Here is a 20,655-nt window from a genome sequence, read left to right as displayed (position 1 = left end):
AGAACAGAAGACGGGACACGGGGAGTGCCTTCGAGTGGCCACTGCGGAGCCGACACGCGCAGACGACGCCGAACCGGGCTCGGTATCGGGCCCGCGAATACGCCTGCCCGAACCACCGGAAGACAGTGCGCCGAAAGACGGCACGGCGGCGGACGGCACGACGGAGGGCACCGGCGCACCCGGCGGTGACGGCGGGCCGCGGTTCGAGTGGCCCGCCCCCGTACTGGCGCTGCGTGAGCGCATGCTGCGGCACCCAATCCTGTCCATCACGGGCCTCGCCGCGGCGCTGCACATCCTCTGGTTCTTCACGTTCGCGAACAGTGGCGGCGATCTGGCCGCGCAGGACGCGTGGGCCGAGTTCGTCGGCCGGCACCCGGACTCGGCGTACAACCTCGCCTGGTACGGCGGGATGCACCCCGTGTCGTACAGCGTGGTGTCGCCGTATCTGATGTCGGTGCTCGGCGTGCGGACGACGATGATGATCGCGGGGACGGTCTCGGCCGGTCTGCTGACCCTGCTCCTCCTGCGCAGCCGCTCCGTCCTCAACCCGCTGTGGGCGTCGCTGGCGGGCGTGTTCGGGCTGTTCTGCAACGCGGTGTCCGGGCGGGTGACGTTCGGGCTGGGCATGATGTTCGCGCTCGGCGCGGTCGCCGTCGTGTTCTGCTGGCCGTACCGGTGGCGGTACAAGCGCTGGGCGAAGGCCCTGAGCGCGGCGCCGCTGGCCGCGCTGGCCACCATGGCGTCGCCGGTCGCGGGCCTGTTCGTGGGCCTGGTGGCGGTGGCGCTGTTCCTGCAGAAGCGGCGGCCGGGCGCGTGGGCGCTGGGTCTGGCGCCGACCGCGGTGGTGGCGCTGTCGGCGTGGCTGTTCCCGTTCTCGGGCACGCAGCCGATGATGATCGGCTCGGTGCTGCTGCCGCTCGCGTTCTCGGTCCTCGCCTGCCTGCTGGTGCCGCGGGAGTGGAAGACGGTCCGGCTCACGGCCGCGGTGTACGGCCTGGGGGTCGTGCTGGTGTGGCTGATCAGCTCCCAGATCGGTTCGAACATCACACGGCTGGCGATGCTGTTCGCCGGGGTGGTGCTGGTCGCCGCGCTGCCGTTCGCGGTGCCGCACACCCGCAAGTGGTACGTGATCGTCGTGGCGCTCTGCGGTTTCGGCGTGTGGATCGGCTTCAAGTCGGTCGACGACATCGTGCACACGGCTCCGGCGGCGTCCTGGTCGCGTGAGCTGGCACCGCTCGTCAACGAGTTGCAGCAGGTCGGCGCCGAGAAGGGCCGGGTCGAGGTCGTCCCCGCCCGTTCCCACCGCGAGGCCTCCGCGCTCGCCCCGTACGTCAATCTGGCCCGCGGCTGGAACCGCCAGGCCGACATGGAGCGCAACCCCCTCTTCTACGACGACACCCTCAACTCGGCGAACTACCACGAGTGGCTGAAGCGCTGGGCGGTGCACTACGTCGTGCTGCCGAAGGGCGAGCCGGACGGCGACGGGGGTCAGCGGGAGCGGGCGCTGGTGCGGCGCGGGCTGCCGTATCTGACGCAGATCTGGGGCAACGACACCTGGCAGCTGTTCAGGGTGAGCGCCCCGACCTCGCTGGCCGAGCCGAACGCGGTGGTCGACCGGGCCGAGCAGGGCGAGATGGTCCTCCAGGTGAGGAAGGCGGGCCGGATCCTGGTCCGCATCCCGTACTCGCCGTGGCTGAGCATCGTCGACGCGGAGGGCAAGAGCCTGAAGCCGCCGCAGGAGACGGAGGAGTCCAGGAACCGTCCCGAGGGCGAGCCGAAGACGTACGTGAACGTCAACGGCTGCCTCGCGGAGACGGAGGAGGACGCGCAGGGCGACAAGTGGACCGAACTGCTGGCCCCCAAGGCGGGCACGTACCGTCTGGCGGCGCCGTACCAGTTCCCCCGGGGGACGCCGTGCCCGGAGGAGCTGCGCTGAGCCGGTCTCCCGGTCCGTCGCGGCTCCTCTGAAGCGACCGTTCGCGTTCGATTACAGTGCTGAGCTGTCGTACGTGTGGACGGTGCCCCGGGGAGGTCTAGGTGGGTGCGACTGCCGGTGCCGTCTGGGGCCGTACAGAGCAGCAGGACTTCCGCAGCCGGGTGCGCGGGACCCTGCTCGGCGTGGCCGTGGGAGACGCGCTCGGGACGCCGGTCGACCGGCTGACCATCGGGGGGATCCGGGAGGCGCACGGGGCGGAGGGCCTGGTGGACCTGGCTCCCGCCTACGGCAGACGCGGCGCCGTCACGCACCTCACGCAGCTCACCCTGTTCTCCGTCGACGGGCTGATCCGGGCCCAGGTCAGGCGGGACACCGGTGCCTGGCATCCGCCGACCGATCTGCACCGGGCGTATCTGCGCTGGGCCGCCACGCAGCGCGACTGGGGGCCCGACGAGCGGCGCAAGGAAGACGGGTGGCTGGCGCGGGAGGAGTGGCTGTACGCGCGGCGGGACCCCAGCCGCGCGCTGCTGCTGGGGTTCGGCGACGAGACCATGGGGACTCCGGAGGCGCCCAAGAATCCCGGTGAGGCCGGGCCCGAGGCCGCCGCCCGGTCGGCCCCCTTCGGGCTGCTCGTGGGCTGGGAGCCGCAGCTGGTCGCCCAGCTCGCCGTCGAGTGCGCGGCGCAGACCCACGGGCATCCCACGGCCTCGCTCGCGGCGGGTGCGTACGCCGTGATCGTGCATGCGCTGGCGCTGGGCGAGAGCCTCGACGGTGCGGTGCAGCGGGCTTTCGGGCTGCTGGCCGCCCGGCCGGGGCACCAGCCGGTGTCGGACGCGTTGCAGCATGCGCTGGGTGCGGTGCGGCAGGGCATGCCCGGGCCGGAGCGGGTGGCCGAGCTGAGCGGGGCGGGTACGGCGGAGGGGCTCGTGGCCGCCGCCGTGTACTGCGCGCTGGTCGCGGCCGACGTCCGGCACGGGCTGTGCCTGGCCGTGAACCACGACGGACCGTCCGCCGCCACGGGCGCGCTGACCGGCGGCCTGCTCGGTGCCCTGCACGGGGAGACCGCCCTGCCCCCGGCCTGGCTGGCCGAGCTGGAGGGCCGCCCCACCATTCTGGAGCTCGCCGACGACTTCGCCATGGAGATGACTCAGGGCCCCGCCCTGCACGGCCCGGCCGGCTCCTCCCCCGGCTGGCTCACCCGCTACCCGAGAGCCTGACCGGTCGACCGCAGGGGCCGGTGTCCATGCGGAACGCCGGGTGGCAGCCCTGCGACGGGGTCCGTCACCCGGCACGCCTTGGCGAGACATCCGGCAGCCCCTCGGCGAGATCCGCCGCCCGGTGGGTCTTCGGTGGGCCGGGCGGCGGATACGCGGCAGGGGCGGCCCGGCCGTGGGGGTTGGGTTCACTCCCTGGCGGTTCGTACCACCTCGTCCGTGGGGCCGGCCGGTACCGGGATCGTGGCCGATGCCGCGCCGTCCCCGTCCGTGTTGATCCGCTCGATGATCGCCAGCCGCTCGGGGGTGTCCTCCGGCCTGATGTAGCCGATGAGGATGTAGAGGACCAGGGAGACCGCCAGCGGGATCGACACCTGGAACTGGAGCGGCACACCGCCCTCGACGTTCCAGTTGATCGGGTAGTTCACCAGCCAGAAGGCGAGCAGGCCCATCGACCAGCTGGCCAGGGCCGCCGTGGGGCCGGAGCGGCGGAACGCGCGCAGCAGGCCCAGCATCATCGGGATCGCCATCGGGCCCATCAGACCGGCCACCCACTTGATGACCACCGTGATGATGTCCTTGAACGCGGGCGAGTTGACCTGCGTCGCCGCCGCCATGGACAGGCCGAGGAAGACGACCGTCGCGATGCGGGCGACCCGCAGGCCCTGGCTCTGGTTCCACGCCCGGGCCCGCGCCCAGATCACCGGCGCGCAGTCCCGGGTGAACACGGCCGCGATGGCGTTGGCGTCGGAGGAGCACATGGCCATGGTGTGTGAGAAGAAGCCGACGATGACCAGCCCCAACAGGCCGTGTGGCAGGAGCTGTTCGGTCATCAGCGCGTAGGAGTCGGAGCCGTCGGGCTTCTGTGACTCGACCAGCAGCGGGGACATCCACATGGGGAAGAAGAGGACCAGCGGCCAGACCAGCCAGAGGATCGCCGACAGCCGGGCCGACCGTTCGGCCTCCTTGGCGTTGGGCGTGGCCATGTAGCGCTGGGCCTGGTTGAGCATGCCGCCGTTGTACTCGAAGAGCTTGATGAACAGGAACGCGAGCAGGAACACCGTGCCGTACGGGCCGACCAGCGGTTTCTCGTGGCCCTGGAGCTCGGGCGAGTCCCAGACGCCGAAGAAGCCGCCGTGGTCGTCGAGGCGTACGAACACCGCGACGAACATCGCGATGCCGGCCAGCAACTGGATGATGAACTGGCCGAGTTCGGTCAGCGCGTCCGCCCAGAGGCCGCCGATCGTGCAGTAGATCGCCGTGATGCCGCCGGTGATGAGGATGCCCTGGTTGAGGCTGATGCCCGTGAACACGGACAGCAGTGTGGCGATGGCCGCCCACTTCGCGCCCACGTCCACGATCTTCAGCAGCATTCCGGACCAGGCCAGCGCCTGCTGCGTCTTCAGGTCGTAGCGGTTCTTCAGGTACTCCAGCGGGGAGGCCACGTGGAGCCGGGAGCGCAACCGGTTGATGCGCGGAGCGAACAGCTTCGACCCGATGGCGATGCCGAGGGCGATGGGGAAGGACCAGGTGACGAAGGACGTGACGCCGTAGGTGTAGGCGATGCCCGCGTACCCGGTGAACATCACCGCGCTGTAGCCCGACATGTGGTGCGAGATGCCGGAGAGCCACCACGGCATCTTGCCGCCGGCGGTGAAGAAGTCGCTGACGTTGTCGACGCGTTTGTGCGACCAGACGCCGATCGCGACCATCACGGCGAAGTAGCCGATGAGCACGGCCCAGTCGAGACCGTTCATGAATCCCCTTCCACGGTGCTGCCGCCAGGGTCAGGCATGTGAACTCTGGGTTCGGTGACGTGCGCACGGCAAGCAAGGGGAAGGTCAAGAGACCGTAAAATAGTTCGGCGAGATGACCTCAGTTTATGTACGTGAACCGATACATGGGCTGCGGGCGTGGCCGGAATTCGCCCTCACCGCATCAGCTCACCCGCGTTCACCAGCAGCGACTGCCCCGTGATCGCCCGGGCCCGGTCCGACGCGAGGAACACCGCCGCGTCCGCGACATCTCCGTCCGTCGCCAGCTCCGGCAGCGCCATCCGGTCCGTCAGCCTGCCCAGCACCGCCGCCTCCGACACACCTTCCGACTCCGCCGCGTACTGCACGTACGCCCGCACCGGCGGCCCCCACATCCAGCCGGGCAGCACGGTGTTGACCCTGATCCGGTACGGCCCGAGCTCCCGCGCGAGCGAGTACATCGCACTCGTCAGCGCACCCTTCGACGCCGCGTACGCCGCCTGCCGCACCTGCGACGGGGCGGCCACCGCCGACTGCGTCCCGACGAACACGACGGATCCGCCCGCCCGTTTGAGCGAGGGCAGACAGGCCCGGGTCATCCGCAGCGTGCCCAGCAGGTTCACATCGAGGACGGACCGCCAGGAGTCGAAGTCGGCGTCCTCCAGCCCGCCGAAGCAGCTGTCGAGCGCGGCCACGTGCACGACGGCGTCGATCCCACCGAACCGCTCCCGCGCCACCTCCGCCAGCGCCTCGCACTGCGCCTCGTCGCAGATGTCCGTGGCCCGGTACGCGGTGCACGTCCCACCGGGGTCGATGTCGGCGGCCGTCTTCACCAGGCTCGCCTCCGTCCGGGCGCCGAGCACGGCACACCCGCCGTCCCGCACGACGGCCGCCGCGACCTGCCGCCCGAGCCCGGCCCCGACCCCCGACACGACGACCGTCTTCCCCGCGAGCAGTGACATGGCGAGACCTCCCCGGGCCCGGACCCTGGCGTTCTATCTGACGGAGCGTCAGAGTATGAGCCTGCCTCCGACGAAGGGGAAGGGCATGAGCGAGGACACCCGCAGCGACCTGTACGCCGAACTGGCCGCCGTCGGCCCCTACGGCACCCACCCCGGGCACGCCCTCATCACCATGGTCGAGCCGCATCCCGGCCACGAGTACGCGTACAACCGCTGGTACGAGGACGACCACTACTACGCCGGCGCGATGGCCATGCCATGGATGTACGCCGGCCGCCGCTGGGTGGCGACGCGGGACCTCCAACTCCTGCGCTACCCCGAGAAGTCGGCGATCGCCCAGCCGGTCACCGCCGGCTGCTACCTCTCCACGTACTGGATCACCGCGGGCCGCTACGACGACCACATGCGCTGGACGGTCGCCATCAACAAGCGCCTCAACCGGGACGCCCGCGTCTACCACGACCGCACGCACGTCCTCACGGCGTTCCAGAACCACGAGGCGACGGTGTACCGCGACGGAGCGGCCGGCCCCCGTGACGTCCACGCCCTCGACCACCCCTACGCGGGCCTGGTCCTCCAGGTCGTCGAGTCGGACACCCCCGAGCAGCGCGCCCCGCTCCTGGAGTGGCTGCGCACCCGCCACCTCCCCAGGCGCCTCGCGGGTTCCCCGGCCGCGCTGGTGACGCTCTTCCGCCCGACCCCGCTCCCCGGCGACCGCATGACCTACGTCAAGCAGGTCGAGGGCGTCGACACCCGCCTGACGCTCCTGTGGTTCCTCCAGTCGGACCCGAGGGAGTGCTGGGACCCCCACTTCACGGACCTCGACGCGGTGGTGACGGAGTCGGGCCTGGGCAGGGTGGAGCTGGTGGCCCCCTTCATTCCGACGGTGCCGGGCACGGACACGTATGTGGACCGGCTGCGCTGAGCCCGGCACACCGCACGGCGGTTACCCTTCGCTCTCATGAAGCGCGCCTGGAACCTGCCGATCCTGCTGGTGCTCTGCGGCTCGGCCGGTGCGGCGGGGCTGATCCTCGGCGGGAGCACCGGCGCGGCCGTGGTCCTGCTCCTGGTGTTCCTCCTCCTCGCGGGCGTGCACTCGCCGCTGGTCTTCCCCCGGCCCGTCGGCGCGCTGGAGGCGGAGCGGCGCAGCGCGGCCGACGGCCGGCCGGTCGTCTACTGGCGGCCGGGCTGCACGTACTGCCTGCGGCTGCGCATCCGCCTGGGCCGTGAGGCCCGCCGGTTGCACTGGGTCGACATCTGGCGTGACCCGGCCGGAGCCGCTGTGGTGCGGGCGGCCAACCAGGGCGACGAGACCGTGCCGACCGTCGTCGTGGCGGGCCGGCCGCACACCAATCCCGACCCGGCGTGGGTGCGCGAGCAGCTCACCGGGTGAACAGACCGGCCGCGTTGTCGTGACACACGGCCCGGAGCCACTCCTCGCCGAGGCCCAGACGTTCCAGGGCGTGGAGCTGGTGCAGGTACGGGTAGGGGATGTTGGGAAAGTCGGAGCCGAGCAGGATGCGGTCGCCGAGCGCGTCGAACCGGGGCAGGGCCCGGCGCGGGAACGGCATGAAGCCCTCGGTGAAGTCGGTGAACGCCATCGTCGTGTCCAGCCGCACCTCGTGGTACCGCTCGGCGAGGTCGAGGAACTCCTCGTACTCGGGCATGCCCATGTGCGCGACGATCAGCCGCAGCCCCGGGTGCCGCGCCAGCACCCGCGCGACGGGCTCGGGGCCGGTGTGCTTGCCCGGCGCGGGCCCGGAGCCGCAGTGGATCACCACGGGTGTCCCGGACTCGGCCAGCACACCCCACGCCGGGTCGAGACGCTCGTCGGCCGGGTCGTAAGCGCCCACCTGCACATGGGCCTTGAACACCCGCGCCCCCGCTTCGACGGCCTCGCGGACGTACGTCTCGACGTCCGGCTCCGGGTAGAGGGTGGCGGTGTGCAGGCAGTCGGGGGTGCGGCGGGCGAAGTCGGCCGCCCATCCGTTCAGCCACCTCGCCATGCCGGGCTTGTGGGGATAGAGCATCGAGGTGAAGGCCCGGACGCCGAAGTCCCGCAGCAGGGCCGCTCTCTCGGCCTCCTCCTTCCGGTACGTGATCGGCCACTGAAGCCCGCCGATCAGCGGCCCGTTGGTGTCGAAGTAGTCCCAGACCTTGTGCAGGACCCGCTCGGGCATGAAGTGGGTGTGGACGTCGATCAGCCCCGGAAGACCGAGCCGGTCCCAGAACCGGCGGACCTCAGCGGCCTCCTCGGGCCGGGCGGTTGCCATACGCTGCTCGCTCATGCCGATCTCCGTCACGGGGTGCGATCCGGCTCCTCGAAGTCGCGGAGCAGGGCGGTGGAGTCACCGTAGTAGGAGGGCATCTCCGCCGCGTGATCGGCTGCGGAACCCTCCGTCACGCCCAAGTCCCGGCGCATCGCCTCGCGCATGACGGCGATCAGCGGCCAGACGCCGTGCTGCGCCTCGACAGCCGACCGCAGGGTCTCGCCGTGCCGGGGGTTTCCCTGCTCCAGCCGCTTGACCTGTCCGTACACCCGGTTCAGCCTAGACAACCGGCCCGGGCAAGTCCTCCTGTTGCAGGCTCACTTCGGCCCACACGGTCTTGCCGTGAGCCGGGGCCTCCATCACACCCCACCGATGCGCGTACGCCGAGACGATCCGCAGCCCTCTCCCGCTCTCCGTGTCGTACACGACCGGCCCCGGGAGCTGTGGGATCCGGTCGCCCCGGGCGTCGGTGACCTCGATGCGGAGCGTGCGGTCGGCGTGCAGCTTCAGGGCCAGCCGGAAGTCCCTGCCCTGGACGCGACCGTGCAGCACCGCGTTCGAGGCCAGCTCGGCCACCACCTGTGCGGCGGCGTCGTACGTCTCGCCCCACTCGTCGAGCTGGCGTTCGGCGAGCAGGCGAGCCAGTCGAGCGCCTCTTCGAGTGGCGGACAGCTGGATCGTGAAGTGGCGTACGGGGGTGCCGATTTCAGCGAGGGATTTCCGACTCATGTCACCCAGCGTGGTCGCCCGTCCCTACTCTGAACAGCAACGACCTCGGTACGGAGCGTGACTGTCCGGACGCGTCACGGGGTCGTACGGCTCGTACGTCAGGAGGGGAAGGCGTGGAGGACGAGGAAGCGGCGGCCGTGCTCAGGACGGTCGGACGGCAGATCAAGATGTGGCGCGAGGCCGCGGGTCTGAAACAGGCGGAGTTGGGCTCGGCCATCGGCTACGGCGAGGAAATGGTGTCGTCCGTCGAGCGGGCGCGGCGCATCCCCAAGCCGGACTTTCTCGACAAGGCGGATGAGGTACTCGGCGCGGGCGGCAAAATCGCCGCGATGAAGGAGGACGTGGAGAGGGCTCGGTATCCGAAGAAAGTGCGGGACCTCGCCAAACTGGAGGACGAGGCCCTAGAACTCGGGGCTTACGACACGCACCAGATCAACGGGATGCTCCAGACACCGGAGTACGCCCGGGCGTTGTACGCCATGCAGAGTCCTGCCTACACGGAGGACGAGATCGAGCGTCATGTCGCCGCGCGCATGGCGCGGAAGTCCGTCTTCGACCGCGTACCGTGCCCCCTCATCACCTTTGTCCAGGAAGAGTCGACGCTTCGGAGACCGGTCGGGGGCAAAATGGTGCTGCACCACCAGCTCGAACACCTGCTGGAAGTCGCCAAGTTGCGGCACGTATCGATCCAGGTCATGCCGACCGACCGGGAGGACCACGCGGGCATGGCAGGTCCGTTTCGGCTCCTGAAATTCCAGGACGGCAAGACGCTGGGGCACTTCGAAGCCCAGCTGCACAGCCGCGTGATCAGCGAGCCCCGGGACGCCCAGATCCTCGACATGCGCTATGGAATGATCCGAGCGCAGGCCCTCTCACCCCGAGAGTCCCTGGCCTTCATTGAGAAAGTTCTGGGAGACGAGACGTGACCACTGAACTCGCCTGGTTCAAGAGCAGCTACAGCAGCAACGACGGGCCCGATTGCGTCGAAGTCGCCATATCCGCCGATCACGCCCCTGCCATCCACATCCGCGACTCCAAGAACAAGAGGGGCCCCCGGCTGGCGTTCACCGGCGAAGCCTGGTCCGAGTTCCTGGAGTTCACGGCAGCTCGCTGACCAGCGCCGGCACCGCCCCGGCGTCCAGTTCCCGCACGCGCTCCACATCTGCCCGGGCCTCCTCCGGACGCCCCATGACCGCATGGAGAACGGCCCGGCGGCACAGCGCCCAGACGTAACCCGGCCGCATCTCCACCGCTTTGTTCAGGTCGGCCAGGGCCTCCGCGTGGCGGCCCAGTCGGGCCAGGGACTCCCCCCGGCTCGCGTACGCCGACGTGTACGCGGGGTCCAGGGCCAGCGCGATGTCCAGGTCGGCGACCGCCTCCTCGTCGCGGCCCGCGACCCGCAGCGCGTCGCCTCGTTCGCAGCGGGCCCAGGGCCAGTCCGGACTGAGGGTGAGGGCCCGGTCGAGGTCGGCCAGTTGGCGGTGGGAGTCGCCCAGCGCGCGCCACACGCGGGCGCGGCGGGCGAAGGCCCATGCGTAGTCCGGGTTGAGGTCCAGCGCCCGTCCCAGGTCGGCGAGGGCTGCGTCCGGGTCTCCGGCGCGCCCGTGCGTGGCGCCCCGGGAGGCCCAGGCGAACTCGAGGGCGGGGTCGAGGCGGATGGCTTCGGTCAGGTCCCGGATCGCCTCGGCGTTACGTCCGGCGATCCGGTGGTGTTCGCCGCGCAAGGCGACGTACCAGGCGTTGCCCGGTTCCAGGGCGACGGCTCGGTCCAGGTCGGCGATCGCCCCGTCGTGGTCGCCCAGTTCTCCCCGGATACCGGACCGGTTCCGGTAGGCGACGGCCGACTCCGGGTCCAGGTCGATGGCCCGGTCGTACTCGGTGAGGGCCTGCGCGTACGCGCCGTCGCCGCGCAGCTCGTCGCCCCGGACGATCCGGGCCCTGGCCTGAGTCGGCGCGTCGAGTCCCGCGCGGCGCAGCAGCAGTCCGAGGGCGGCGGTGATTCCCTCCGTGTCGAGGGCCGCCGTCAGCTCGGTCCCCCACCGGGACGTCGCCTCCGCGTCCGCGTCCCCTCCGGCGTCCACCAGCGCTCGGGCCCACCGCCCGGCCACGGCCACGCCCGCGTCGCACGCCTGGACGAAGTCCCGCAACGCCTGGGGGAGCGCGTCCCGTTCCCCCGCACACAACAGGTGATACGTCTCCTCCAGCCGCAGTTCCCGCCACGCCTCGTCCGCCCACAGTTCCCCGGTGCCGCGGCCTGCCCCCGTCTCCTCCCGCCAGCCTCCGAACAACTCCGCCAGCCCGCGCTGCCGTTGCGTCCACCCCCGCGGGGACCGGCGGCGCTCCGCGCGCAGCATCGGTGTCCGTACGACGTCGTGGTAACGCAGGCGTTCCCCGTCGCGGTCGGTGACGAACGGCATCCCCCGCAGCCACGCCCACACGTGCTCCGGATCCTCCTCCGGGCACTCCGCCACCGCCCGGAACACATCCCCGTCCAGCCACCTGGGCAGCGCGCAGGACAGGGCGGCGGCCCGTCGGGCCGGGCTTTCCTCCCACTTGAGGAAGCGCTCCACGGCCGTCCCGCTCGGGTCGCCCACGTCGTCCGGGTCGGTGGGGCGGGACTCGGCGAGGGTGGAGACCAGGACGGGGAGCCCGCCGGTGAGGCGCAGCACCTCTTCGACGACCGGTTCGGCGGTCACGCCCTTGGCGGCCAGCAGGCCGCGTGTCTCCGTCTCCGTGAAGGGGGCGAGCGGGAGGTCCGTCACGAAGTCCGCCAACCCGCCCCAGCGGACCGGGGCCAGGGGGGTCCGGCCCGCCGTGACCACCACCGTCGTGGCGGGCACGGCGCCGTGGCGGTCCGTCGTCATCGTCTCGTGCAGCCAGGGGTCCAGGTACGGGCCGGTCCGCTCGTACGTGTCCAGGAAGAGGGCGATCCACGGCGCGGTCGTGTCCGACAGTTCGCGCAGGAGTACCGGTGTGAGCACCTGCTCGGGAGCGAGGACCAGCTGGAGGTCCTCGTGGTTGCGGAAGCGGGCGATGAGGCTCGCGCGCAACCGTTCGGCGCCGTGAGCGAGTTGCTCCGCGTCCAGCATGACCGCCAGCGGACCGACCACCGGCACCATCCCGGCGGCGACCACCCCGGCCCGCGCCGCCATCCTCCCGCCCGCGGACGGTCCGGCCTCCTCCGGCTGCGCATCCAGGACCGCCAGCGCGGCCAGTTCCGCCTCGTGCCGGCGTTCGCGGTGCGCGGCGAGCAGACGGTCCAGCTCCTTCAACCGCCTGCCCTGGGCGGCGAACTGGCGGCTGATCTCCGCCATCGCCTCCGGCACGCTGCCCACGCTGTCGTCGACGTACGCCGTCAGTGCGCCCCGTTCGCGGGCGATGTGCTCCAACTCCCGCAGCAGGAAGGTTTTTCCGATGCCCGCGTTGCCGTGCACGTGGAAGCGGAAACGGTGGCGTTCGTCCTCCGGGGCGGTGCCGAAGTTGGCGCGGAAGGCGGCGCGTTCGGCGGAGCGGCCGACGAAACCGGCCCGGCTGCGCTGCCGTATCAGCTCCTGCAAGGACAGTCTCGCCTGCGCCATCCGTACGTCTCCCCTCATCGCGCCCGGTCGGCCTGCGTCGCCATTCTCACTCAACGGCCGCGGGGTACACCGGACGGCCGGGCTTGGGGAGAATGATCGGCATGGCCACCTCCACATCACGCGGCGCGCTGTCGCTCGCCGCCACGTTGCTCACCGCGACCATCGCCCTCTACATGGCGCTCGTCGCCTTCGGGAACATCACCGACTTCGGGACCAACCAGCAGTTCGTCCGGCATGTGCTGGCCATGGACACCACGTTCAAGGACGAGGACCTGATGTGGCGGGCCATCACGAGCCAGGGGCTCCAGGACGCCGCCTACGTCGGGATCATCGTCTGGGAGACCGTCGCCGCGCTGGTCCTCATATACGGGAGCTGGCTGTGGGCCAGACGCGACGACCTGCGCGCCCGGCGGATGTCCACGTACGGGCTGCTGATGGTGATGCTGCTGTTCGGGGCCGGGTTCATCGCGATCGGCGGCGAGTGGTTCTCGATGTGGCAGTCGAAGAGCTGGAACGGGCTGGACGCCGCGACCCGCATCTTCCTGTTCAGCGGGGTCGTGCTGATCGTCAACCAGCTGTCGGCGCCGCGGACCGAGACCTCCGCTACCTGACCACGGTCACGGTCGTGCCGACCGTGCCGAACGCCCACAGTGCCGAGCCGTCCGCCTTCCCCATCCTGACTCCGCCCGTCTTGGTGCCGGAGGCGGCGGGCGGCGGCGAGGCACCGTCGACCGCGTTGGAGAAGGCGACGGAGACGCCGGACTTCGCGGCGAAGTACACGATGTGCTCGATCTGGACGCCGTCCGAGCCGGTCGTGGCCGCGTTGCGTGACGACACCGTGTAGGTGCCCGGGTCGGGGCTGACCGAGCCCGGCCAGACGGTGAACGTACGGCGGGTCGCTTCGCTCGCGTCGACCAGCCACACCCGTTTCTCGCCGAGGGAGTACACGACGCGCCGGCCGGTGCCGGAGCCGTCGGGCACCCGCGCCGGGACCGACGCGGTGGGCGTGGGCTGCGCCGAGGCCGTGCTGCTCGGCTTGGCCGACGCGGCGGTGGGGTGCGAGCCCCGGTCGGCCTGCACGCCCAGGACCGTCACCGCGGCTATCGCTCCCACGGTCAGCCCGGTCACCCAGGCCCACGAAGGAAGTCGGGCAGGCACCGGCACGCATCTCCTCAGTCACGGGACCCCGCACCGCAACGGGGTTCCGATCATCGTACTGCGCGCCCGCCGCTCCCCCCGCGCCCTCAGGGGCCCCTCGGATCGCTCAAGGCCCCTCGGATCCCTCAGGGACCGTCGGCGGTCTTGCGGACCGGGACCGGGCCCGTGCCGGCGCCCCGGGCCGTGTAGCGCGGGGTGCGCACGGGGGCCGGGTAGGAGAGGTGCACCAGCCGGGTCTGCTCCTGGCGCATGTGCATGAGCGACTCCAGGATGTAGCCGACGAGCAGCACGAGCGCCGCGATGGTCATGATCGCTGCGGCGAGGATCGCCGTGGGGACGCGGGGCACGGTGCCCGTCTCGACGAAGTCGGCGATGACGGGGACGCCGAGGACGACCGAGACCAGGGCGAGCACGCCCGCGAGGACGGTGTGGACCAGCGAGGGGCGCTCGCGCCGCGCCAGGTCGAGGATGACCCGCAGGATGCGCCAGCCGTCCCGGTAGGTGCGCAGCTTGCTCTCGCCGCCGGCGGGCCGGACCCGGTAGTCCACGACCACCTCCGCGGTGGGGAGCCGCAGGTGCAGCGCGTGGATCGTCATCTCGGTCTCGGTCTCGAACTCCCTGGCCAGCGCCGGGAAGGACTTCACGAAGCGCCGCGAGAAGACCCGGTAACCGCTGAGCATGTCGGTCACGTCGTTGCCGAACAGGGACCGCACCGCTCCGGTGAGCAGCTTGTTGCCGACCGCGTGCCCGGCCCGGTAGGCCCCGTCGACGGTCACCCGGCGGGCCCCGACGACCTGGTCGTACGGCCCCTCGAAGAGCAGGTCCACCAGGTCGCGGGCGCGGGAGGCGTCGTAGGTGTCGTCGCCGTCGATGATGAGCAGCGCGTCGGCGTCGACGTCGGCGAAGGCGCGGCGGATGACGTTGCCCTTGCCCTTGCGGGGCTCCTCCCGGACGATCGCGCCCGCCGCCCGGGCGACCTCCACGGTGCGGTCGGTGGAGGCGTTGTCGTACACGTAGACGACGGCTTCGGGGAGGGCGGCGCACAGGTCGCGGACCACCTTGCCGACGGCCGCCTCCTCGTTGTGACACGGCACGACACACGCGATCGTCGGTTCCACGACCACTCCTCACTCGACCGGTTCCTCACACAGTCAGCACCTCATACAGTCGGACATAGTGCGATATGAGCGCGCCTGACCGGAGGGGGCACGCCGGGTCGTTACGCTCACCGTGTGCCGGTCCTCGACTCTGTGACGCTGCGTGCGCGTGACGCCATCAAGGGCATCTGGCGCGAGGCCGCCAAGTTCGGCGCCGTCGGGGCCCTGGCCTTCGTCGTCGACAACGGCGGCTACAACCTGCTCGTCTTCGGCCTGCCCGGCGGCACGGAGGGCGGGGTGATGCGGACCGCCCCCGTGCAGGCGTCCGTCATCGCCACGGCCGCGGCCGCGCTCTTCAGCTGGGCCGGCAACCGCTACTGGACCTACCGCGACCAGCACCGCGAGAAGGTGACGCGCGAGCTGGTGCTGTTCCTCGTCGCGAACGGGGTCGGGCTCGCCATCACCGCAGGCACGGTCTTCGCCTCCCGGCAGCTGCTCGGGCTGGACTCGGCGCTCAGCGACAACACCGCGCGCATCCTCGGCTGGACGCTGGCCACCCTGTTCCGCTTCTACGCGTACCGGCGCTACGTCTTCGTCACACCCTGAACCGTTAGCATCCGGCACATGGGACAAATGGGATGGATGCCGCGTGCGGTGCGCTGGGGCTGGGTACTGGCCGCCGTCGCCGCCGTGTGCTGCCTGGCCACGATCCTCGTCTTCACCCCCGGCTACCTGAGTCCCGACAGCCTCGACCAGCTCCGCCAGGCCGAGGGGAACAAGCCCCTGACCGACTGGCATCCGCCCGTGCTGAGCCTGGTGTGGCGGGCACTCATCGCGGTGACCGGCTCGATCGCGTCCATGCTGGTCCTCCAGTGCCTCGTCTTCTGGGCGGCGCTGTGGGTACTGGCCCGGTGCGTGTGGAGGCTGACCGCGAGCCGGGGCGGTTCCCTCGCCGTGCTCGGCCTCGGCCTGACTCCGTTCGTGCTGACGTTCGTCGGGGTGGTGTGGAAGGACGTCCACGCGGCGTTCGCGCTGCTCGCCGCCTGCGCGGTCGCGTTCACCGGCCTGCTGCTGCGGGACGGCGCCCCCCGCCCCGCCGTGCGCTGGGGCCTGCTCTGGCTCGGCGTGCTGTTCCTCGCCTACGCCATGCTGGTGCGCAAGAACGCCTTCGCCGCCGCGATCCCCGTCTTCGTCATGCTGGTCCTCGCCCTGTGGGGCACTCCCGGACGCCGTACGTGGGTGACGTGCACGGCGGCCCTCGTGGCCGGGCTCGTCGTGCCCGCCGCCGCCATCTCCCTGTTCGCCGCGCCGCTGCAGACCAAGCAGGGCGCGCAGATCATGCTCGACGACCTCGTCCATGTGCTGAGCGTGGACGAGCTTCGGTCGGCGGACGTGTCACCCGCCCTGCGGGACCGGCTCGTGGCCTCCGCGCGGGAGTGCGAGCGCGTCGGCGCCCTCTCGGACGCCTACTGGGCCTGCTACCAGCGCCCGGCGGACGGGCTGCGCGGCGACTCGGATGAGATCACGTCCCTGTGGCTGCGGGAGATGGGCGGGCATGTGCCGCACTATCTCCAGTACCGCCTGCTGCTCTTCACGACCCTGCTGTTCGAGACCGACTACCCGTACAAGGCCGGGATGACCCGCAACGACCTGGGCGTCGAGGTGGCGCACCCCCGCCTGGAGGACATGCTCGGCACGTACGTCGAGGGCACGGTCGGGGACCTGCCCTGGCTGTTCCGCGGCTGGTTCTGGCTCGCGGTCGCCCTCGTGCTCGCCGTCCGGCCCGGCAAGGGCTTCTTCGCGATGCCGGTCCGGGCGCTGGGCATCAGTTCGGCGGCCTACATCCTCGGCTATCTGCCGATCATGCCCGCGACGAACTACCGCTACATCTACTGGCCGGCGATCGCCTGCTCCCTCGGTCTGCTGCTGCTCCGGCTGGGCCGGGGCACGGCCACTCCCCCGCCGGCCGGCCCCGGCGCCACGGCCGGCCGCGCCGTGCGGGCGCAGCAGCCGGCGGACGCCGGGGGCCAGTAAGGGGTCCTTGGCCGTCAGTCGGTCAGTCCAGCACCGGCAGCAGCTGGGGCAGATGCCCGTCCGAGACCGCCGCCGCCCGCTGCCGCTCCCCCGGGACCTCCCCGTACAGGGTGTTGCGGGCCCTGGCCGGACGGCCCGCGGCGTCCGCCACCGCGATCAGGTCCTTGACCGACTTGTACGACCCGTACGACGAGCCCGCCATGCGGGAGATGGTCTCCTCCATGAGCGTCCCGCCCAGGTCGTTCGCGCCCGAGCGGAGCATCTCGGCCGCGCCCTCCGTGCCCAGCTTCACCCAGCTGGTCTGGATGTTGGGGATGTACGGGTGCAGCAGCAGCCGGGCCATCGCCGTGACCGCGCGGTTGTCCCGCATGGTCGGGCCCGGCCGGGCGATGCCCGCCAGGTACACCGGCGCGTTGGTGTGCACGAACGGCAGCGTCACGAACTCGGTGAAGCCGCCCGTGCGCTGCTGGATGCCCGCGAGGGTGCGCAGATGCCCGAGCCAGTGCCGGGGCTGGTCGACATGGCCGTACATCATCGTCGAGGACGAGCGGATGCCCAGCTCGTGGGCCGTCGTCACGACGTCGATCCAGTCCGCCGCGGGCAGCTTGCCCTTGGTGAGGATCCAGCGGACCTCGTCGTCGAGGATCTCGGCGGCCGTGCCCGGGATGGTGTCCAGGCCGGCCTCCTTGGCGGCGGTCAGCCACTCGCGGACGGACATGCCGGTGCGGGTCGCGCCGTTGACGACCTCCATCGGCGAGAAGGCGTGCACGTGCATGCCGGGGACGCGTTCCTTCACCGCCCGCGCGATGTCGAAGTACGCCGTACCGGGCAGGTCCGGGTGGATGCCGCCCTGCATGCAGACCTCCACCGCGCCGACGTCCCAGGCCTGCTGGGCCCGGTCGGCGACCTGGTCGAGGGACAGGGTGTAGGCGTCGGCGTCCGTGCGGCGCTGGGCGAAGGCGCAGAAACGGCAGCCCGTGTAGCAGACGTTGGTGAAGTTGATGTTGCGGGTGACGATGTAGGTGACGTCGTCGCCCACGGCCGATTTCCGTACGTCGTCGGCGACCCGGGCGAGGGCGTCCAGGGCCGGCCCGTCCGCGTGCAGCAGCGCCAGCGCCTCGTCGTCGGTGAGCTTCGTGGGGTCGTCGGCCGCGGTGCGCAGGGCCTGCCGCACATCGGTGTCGATGCGCTCCGGTGCCATTCCCGGGGCGGCGGCCTCGCGCAGGGCACCCCAGTCGCCGTACACCTCGTCGAAGTCGTCCCGGCGGTCCGACGTACGGCCCTGGGAGTCGATCGAGGAGTGCAGGTCGGTGCGGCCGGACGCCACGAAGACCTCCTCCGGCTCCTGCCACGGCAGGCCCTCCGGCAGGGCTTCGGGGCGCGCGAGGCCGGTCTCCGGGTCGGCCAGCGCGGCCACGTGCGGGCGCAGCCGCGGATCCAGCCAGGGCTCGCCGCGCCGCACGAACTCCGGGTACACGCAGAGGCGTTCCCGCAGTTCGAAACCGGCGGCGCGGGACTTCTCGGCGAGCTGCTCGATCTGCGGCCAGGGGCGCTCGGGGTTGACGTGGTCGATGGTGAGCGGGGAGACCCCGCCCCAGTCGTCGATACCGGCGCCGATCAGCCGCTCGTACTCGTCGTCGACGAGGTTGGGCGGGGCCTGGATACAGCCGGAGGGGCCCATGAGCAGGCGGGCGACGGCCACCGTGGCGACCAGTTCGTCGAGTTCCGCGTCGGGCATGCCGCGCATCGCGGTGTCCGGCTTGGCGCGGAAGTTCTGGATGATCAGTTCCTGGATGCCGTGGTAGGCGCGGGAGACCTTCCGCAGCGCGAACAGCGACTCGGCGCGCTCCTCGTAGGTCTCGCCGATGCCTATGAGGACGCCGGAGGTGAAGGGCACGGAGGACCGCCCGGCGTCCTCCAGGACCCGCAGGCGGACCGCCGGCTCCTTGTCGGGAGAGCCGTGGTGCGGGCCGCCCGGCTCCGACCAGAGGCGCCTCGCGGTCGTCTCCAGCATCATGCCCATGCTGGGCGCCACGGGCTTGAGCCGCTGGAAGTCCGTCCAGCTCATGACGCCCGGGTTCAGATGGGGCAGCAGGCCCGTCTCCTCCAGGATGCGGATGGAGATGGCGCGGACGTAGGCGAGGGTGTCGTCGTAACCGTGCGCGTCGAGCCACTCGCGCGCCTCCGGCCAGCGGTCCTCCGGCTTGTCGCCGAGGGTGATGAGGGCTTCCTTGCAGCCGAGGGCGGCGCCCTTGCGGGCGATGTCCAGGACCTCGTCGGGGGACATGAACATCCCGTGTCCGTCGCGGCGCAGCCTGCCCGGGACGGTGACGAACGTGCAGTAGTGGCACTTGTCCCGGCACAGCCGGGTCAGCGGGATGAAGACGCTCTTCGAGTACGTGATGACGCCGGGCCGCCCGGCCGCCGCCAGGCCCGCGTCCCGCACCCGGGCGGCCGAGGCCGACAGGTCCTCCAGCTGCTCACCCCGCGCCTGGAGCAGCACCGCAGCCTCGGCGACATCGAGCGAGACGCCGTCCCTGGCCCGTTTCAGGGCGCGACGCATGGAGTTGTCGGTGGGGCCGGTTCCTGGGGTCGCGGGAGTCGTCATCCTTCGAGCATACGAGTGCGTTGATCAGCCGAGACAGCGGCGCCGAGGTCGCGGGGCGCGTTTCGGCTCGGGGGTACGGGGTCGTCGGCGGGTGCGGGTGGTGGGTGGTTTCTCGCGCAGTTCCCCGCGCCCCTGAAAGCCGGGGCTGCGCCCCGTGCTTTCCCTGAAGGGGGCCGCAGGCCCTCCCTCCGGGGGCGCGGGGAACTGCGCGACCGGCCACGACGGACCCGCAGTCGGCCACACACCCCGCCCGGCGGACGAGACGCCGACTACCCCACAAACGCCGCGTACCGGTCCAGCAGCCTCAGTACCTCCGCCTCCCCCGCCGGAGGCAACTGCACCACGACCTCCTCGATGCCGAGGTCGGCGTAGTGGGCGAGCTTGCCCGGAGTCGGGTGGACGGCGTACGGGACGACCTGGAGGGCGGACGGGTCGCGGCCGGCGTCGGCCCAGGCGGTGCGCAGGACGGGCAGCGCCTCGCCGAGGCCGCGGCCGCCGATCGGCAGCCAGCCGTCGGCGTACTCGCTGATGTGGGCGAACAGCTTGGGCCCGGCGGCCCCGCCAACGAGCGTGCGCGGGCCGACGACCGGGCCGCGCGGTTTCTGCACGGGCTTCGGATACGCGTGGCTGGCCCGGACGCTGCCGAACTCGCCCTCGTGGGCGACCGGCTCCTGCGACCACAGGGCCCGCATCAGCGCCATCCGGTCCCGGACCAGCTCGCGCCGGGTGCTCCACCGCACGCCGTGGTCGTCGGCCTCCTCGACGTTCCAGCCGAAGCCGAGCCCGAGGGTGAACCGGCCGCCGGAGAGGTGGTCGAGGGTCGCGACCTGCTTGGCCAGGTCGATCGGGTCGTGCTGGGCGACGAGCGTGATGCCCGTGCCGAGCCCGAGCCGCTCGGTGACGGCGGCGGCCTGGCCGAGGGCCACGAACGGGTCGAGGGTGCGGCCGTACTCGGGCGGCAGGTCGCCCCCGGCCGGGTACGGGGTGGTCCGCTCGACGGGGATGTGGGTGTGCTCGGGCAGGTACAGCCCGGCGAAACCGCGGTCCTCCAGCCCCCGGGCGAGCCGGGTCGGGGTGATCGTCTCGTCGGTGAGGAAGATCGTCACGGCGATGCGCATGACCCATCTCTACCCGCGGGCGACCGGACTGTCCATACCGACCGGTCGGGCTTACGGATGATCGACGGACTGCGCCGGTCGGTGACCTGGACCCGCTGCCTGTTCTCCTGCTGACCGCCGTCCAATTCCCTTCCCTTGCACGGCGGTTCACGGCTCAGTACAAGGGTTGCACGCACCACCCCCGCACCACCCATGCC

Annotated in this window: 19 protein-coding genes; 9 read left to right on the top strand and 10 right to left on the bottom strand. The window is 71.5% G+C overall.

All coding sequences use genetic code 11. The features are described from left to right. Positions 1–34: 34 nt before the first annotated feature. Complete coding sequence (locus IO24_RS0115645) at positions 35–1,936, top strand: MFS transporter (RefSeq protein WP_031136144.1); 1,902 nt, start codon at positions 35–37, stop codon at positions 1,934–1,936. Positions 1,937–2,037: 101 nt separating this feature from the next. Next, positions 2,038–3,153: an ADP-ribosylglycohydrolase family protein gene (locus IO24_RS0115640; RefSeq protein ID WP_031136142.1), complete on the top strand. Its 1,116-nt coding sequence runs from the start codon at positions 2,038–2,040 to the stop codon at positions 3,151–3,153. 185 nt (positions 3,154–3,338) lie between these two features. Here the strand turns inward: IO24_RS0115640 and IO24_RS0115635 are convergent, their stop codons facing one another. Next, positions 3,339–4,907 carry a sodium:solute symporter family protein gene (locus IO24_RS0115635; RefSeq protein WP_031136141.1) on the bottom strand — a complete coding sequence of 523 codons (1,569 nt, stop codon included), beginning with the start codon at positions 4,905–4,907 and terminating at the stop codon, positions 3,339–3,341. 173 nt (positions 4,908–5,080) lie between these two features. Then, the gene (locus tag IO24_RS0115630; RefSeq protein WP_031136139.1) at positions 5,081–5,866 is read right to left on the bottom strand and encodes an SDR family oxidoreductase; all 786 of its coding nucleotides are present in this window, start codon (positions 5,864–5,866) and stop codon (positions 5,081–5,083) included. An 85-nt stretch (positions 5,867–5,951) separates the two neighbouring features. On the opposite strand from IO24_RS0115630, the gene IO24_RS0115625 reads away from it, so the two are divergent. Together IO24_RS0115625 and IO24_RS0115620 are read left to right on the top strand one after the other, a co-directional pair. Continuing rightward, entirely contained in the window at positions 5,952–6,791 is an 840-nt protein-coding gene (locus tag IO24_RS0115625) for a hypothetical protein (protein WP_031136137.1), read from the top strand. A gap of 36 nt (positions 6,792–6,827) precedes the next feature. Further along, entirely contained in the window at positions 6,828–7,259 is a 432-nt protein-coding gene (locus tag IO24_RS0115620; RefSeq protein ID WP_031136135.1) for a glutaredoxin domain-containing protein, read from the top strand. Here the strand turns inward: IO24_RS0115620 and IO24_RS0115615 are convergent. The 3 genes from IO24_RS0115615 to IO24_RS0115605 are packed head-to-tail and all read right to left on the bottom strand — an operon-like array spanning position 7,249 to position 8,865. After that, a complete protein-coding gene (locus IO24_RS0115615) occupies positions 7,249–8,154 on the bottom strand; it encodes an amidohydrolase family protein (protein ID WP_031136134.1) in 906 nt (301 codons plus the stop codon). The genes IO24_RS0115620 and IO24_RS0115615 overlap by 11 nt on opposite strands. A gap of 11 nt (positions 8,155–8,165) precedes the next feature. Beyond that, positions 8,166–8,405 (bottom strand): hypothetical protein, encoded by a 240-nt coding sequence (locus IO24_RS0115610; protein ID WP_031136132.1) that lies wholly within the window; start codon positions 8,403–8,405, stop codon positions 8,166–8,168. A 10-nt stretch (positions 8,406–8,415) separates the two neighbouring features. Continuing rightward, positions 8,416–8,865, bottom strand: coding sequence for an ATP-binding protein (locus IO24_RS0115605; protein WP_031136130.1), 450 nt, complete (start codon positions 8,863–8,865; stop codon positions 8,416–8,418). Between the two features lie 113 nt (positions 8,866–8,978). Between IO24_RS0115605 and IO24_RS0115600 the strand changes: the two genes are divergently transcribed. Both IO24_RS0115600 and IO24_RS0115595 read left to right on the top strand, forming a co-directional pair. Next, positions 8,979–9,791 (top strand): helix-turn-helix domain-containing protein, encoded by an 813-nt coding sequence (locus tag IO24_RS0115600; protein WP_031136128.1) that lies wholly within the window; start codon positions 8,979–8,981, stop codon positions 9,789–9,791. Continuing rightward, on the top strand, positions 9,788–9,979 hold the full coding sequence (locus tag IO24_RS0115595) for a DUF397 domain-containing protein (protein ID WP_031136126.1): 192 nt from the start codon (positions 9,788–9,790) through the stop codon (positions 9,977–9,979). The genes IO24_RS0115600 and IO24_RS0115595 overlap by 4 nt, the downstream gene beginning before the upstream one ends. Here IO24_RS0115595 and IO24_RS0115590 read toward each other — a convergent pair. Next, positions 9,963–12,443: a tetratricopeptide repeat protein gene (locus IO24_RS0115590; RefSeq protein WP_045296185.1), complete on the bottom strand. Its 2,481-nt coding sequence runs from the start codon at positions 12,441–12,443 to the stop codon at positions 9,963–9,965. The two genes, IO24_RS0115595 and IO24_RS0115590, sit on opposite strands and share 17 nt — an antisense overlap. 101 nt (positions 12,444–12,544) lie before the next feature. Here IO24_RS0115590 and IO24_RS0115585 point away from each other — a divergent pair, with 101 nt between their 5' ends. Beyond that, entirely contained in the window at positions 12,545–13,054 is a 510-nt protein-coding gene (locus IO24_RS0115585; RefSeq protein WP_031136123.1) for a DUF2165 domain-containing protein, read from the top strand. Here IO24_RS0115585 and IO24_RS0115580 read toward each other — a convergent pair. Continuing rightward, the gene (locus tag IO24_RS0115580) at positions 13,047–13,601 is read right to left on the bottom strand and encodes a hypothetical protein (protein ID WP_078899282.1); all 555 of its coding nucleotides are present in this window, start codon (positions 13,599–13,601) and stop codon (positions 13,047–13,049) included. The genes IO24_RS0115585 and IO24_RS0115580 overlap by 8 nt on opposite strands. 125 nt (positions 13,602–13,726) lie before the next feature. Next, positions 13,727–14,725: a glycosyltransferase family 2 protein gene (locus IO24_RS0115575; protein ID WP_031136119.1), complete on the bottom strand. Its 999-nt coding sequence runs from the start codon at positions 14,723–14,725 to the stop codon at positions 13,727–13,729. A 108-nt stretch (positions 14,726–14,833) separates the two neighbouring features. Here IO24_RS0115575 and IO24_RS0115570 point away from each other — a divergent pair, with 108 nt between their 5' ends. After that, positions 14,834–15,304 carry a GtrA family protein gene (locus IO24_RS0115570; protein ID WP_031136117.1) on the top strand — a complete coding sequence of 157 codons (471 nt, stop codon included), beginning with the start codon at positions 14,834–14,836 and terminating at the stop codon, positions 15,302–15,304. Positions 15,305–15,322: 18 nt separating this feature from the next. Beyond that, the gene (locus IO24_RS0115565) at positions 15,323–16,732 is read left to right on the top strand and encodes a hypothetical protein (protein WP_031136115.1); all 1,410 of its coding nucleotides are present in this window, start codon (positions 15,323–15,325) and stop codon (positions 16,730–16,732) included. A gap of 22 nt (positions 16,733–16,754) precedes the next feature. Here IO24_RS0115565 and IO24_RS0115560 read toward each other — a convergent pair whose 3' ends face one another. Both IO24_RS0115560 and IO24_RS0115555 read right to left on the bottom strand, forming a co-directional pair. Continuing rightward, entirely contained in the window at positions 16,755–19,340 is a 2,586-nt protein-coding gene (locus IO24_RS0115560) for a bifunctional FO biosynthesis protein CofGH (protein WP_031136113.1), read from the bottom strand. Positions 19,341–19,609: 269 nt separating this feature from the next. Beyond that, entirely contained in the window at positions 19,610–20,458 is an 849-nt protein-coding gene (locus IO24_RS0115555; protein WP_031136112.1) for an LLM class F420-dependent oxidoreductase, read from the bottom strand. Between the last annotated feature and the right edge of the window lie 197 nt (positions 20,459–20,655).

This window comes from Streptomyces flavovariabilis, assembly GCF_000725785.1.
GTDB lineage: Bacteria > Actinomycetota > Actinomycetes > Streptomycetales > Streptomycetaceae > Streptomyces > Streptomyces hawaiiensis.
Note: the sequence above shows the minus strand (reverse complement) of the source record. Positions and strands in the feature narration are given on the sequence as shown.

Excerpts from the sequence above, each read along its gene's own strand:
- IO24_RS0115635 (WP_031136141.1), bottom strand. The coding sequence starts at position 4,907 with ATGAACGGTCTCGACTGGGCCGTGCTCATCGGCTACTTCGCCGTGATG.
- IO24_RS0115630 (WP_031136139.1), bottom strand. The coding sequence starts at position 5,866 with ATGTCACTGCTCGCGGGGAAGACGGTCGTCGTGTCGGGGGTCGGGGCC.
- IO24_RS0115625 (WP_031136137.1), top strand. The coding sequence starts at position 5,952 with ATGAGCGAGGACACCCGCAGCGACCTGTACGCCGAACTGGCCGCCGTC.
- IO24_RS0115620 (WP_031136135.1), top strand. The coding sequence starts at position 6,828 with ATGAAGCGCGCCTGGAACCTGCCGATCCTGCTGGTGCTCTGCGGCTCG.
- IO24_RS0115615 (WP_031136134.1), bottom strand. The coding sequence starts at position 8,154 with ATGAGCGAGCAGCGTATGGCAACCGCCCGGCCCGAGGAGGCCGCTGAG.
- IO24_RS0115605 (WP_031136130.1), bottom strand. The coding sequence starts at position 8,865 with ATGAGTCGGAAATCCCTCGCTGAAATCGGCACCCCCGTACGCCACTTC.
- IO24_RS0115590 (WP_045296185.1), bottom strand. The coding sequence starts at position 12,443 with ATGGCGCAGGCGAGACTGTCCTTGCAGGAGCTGATACGGCAGCGCAGC.
- IO24_RS0115585 (WP_031136123.1), top strand. The coding sequence starts at position 12,545 with ATGGCCACCTCCACATCACGCGGCGCGCTGTCGCTCGCCGCCACGTTG.
- IO24_RS0115565 (WP_031136115.1), top strand. The coding sequence starts at position 15,323 with ATGGGACAAATGGGATGGATGCCGCGTGCGGTGCGCTGGGGCTGGGTA.
- IO24_RS0115560 (WP_031136113.1), bottom strand. The coding sequence starts at position 19,340 with ATGACGACTCCCGCGACCCCAGGAACCGGCCCCACCGACAACTCCATG.
- IO24_RS0115555 (WP_031136112.1), bottom strand. The coding sequence starts at position 20,458 with ATGCGCATCGCCGTGACGATCTTCCTCACCGACGAGACGATCACCCCG.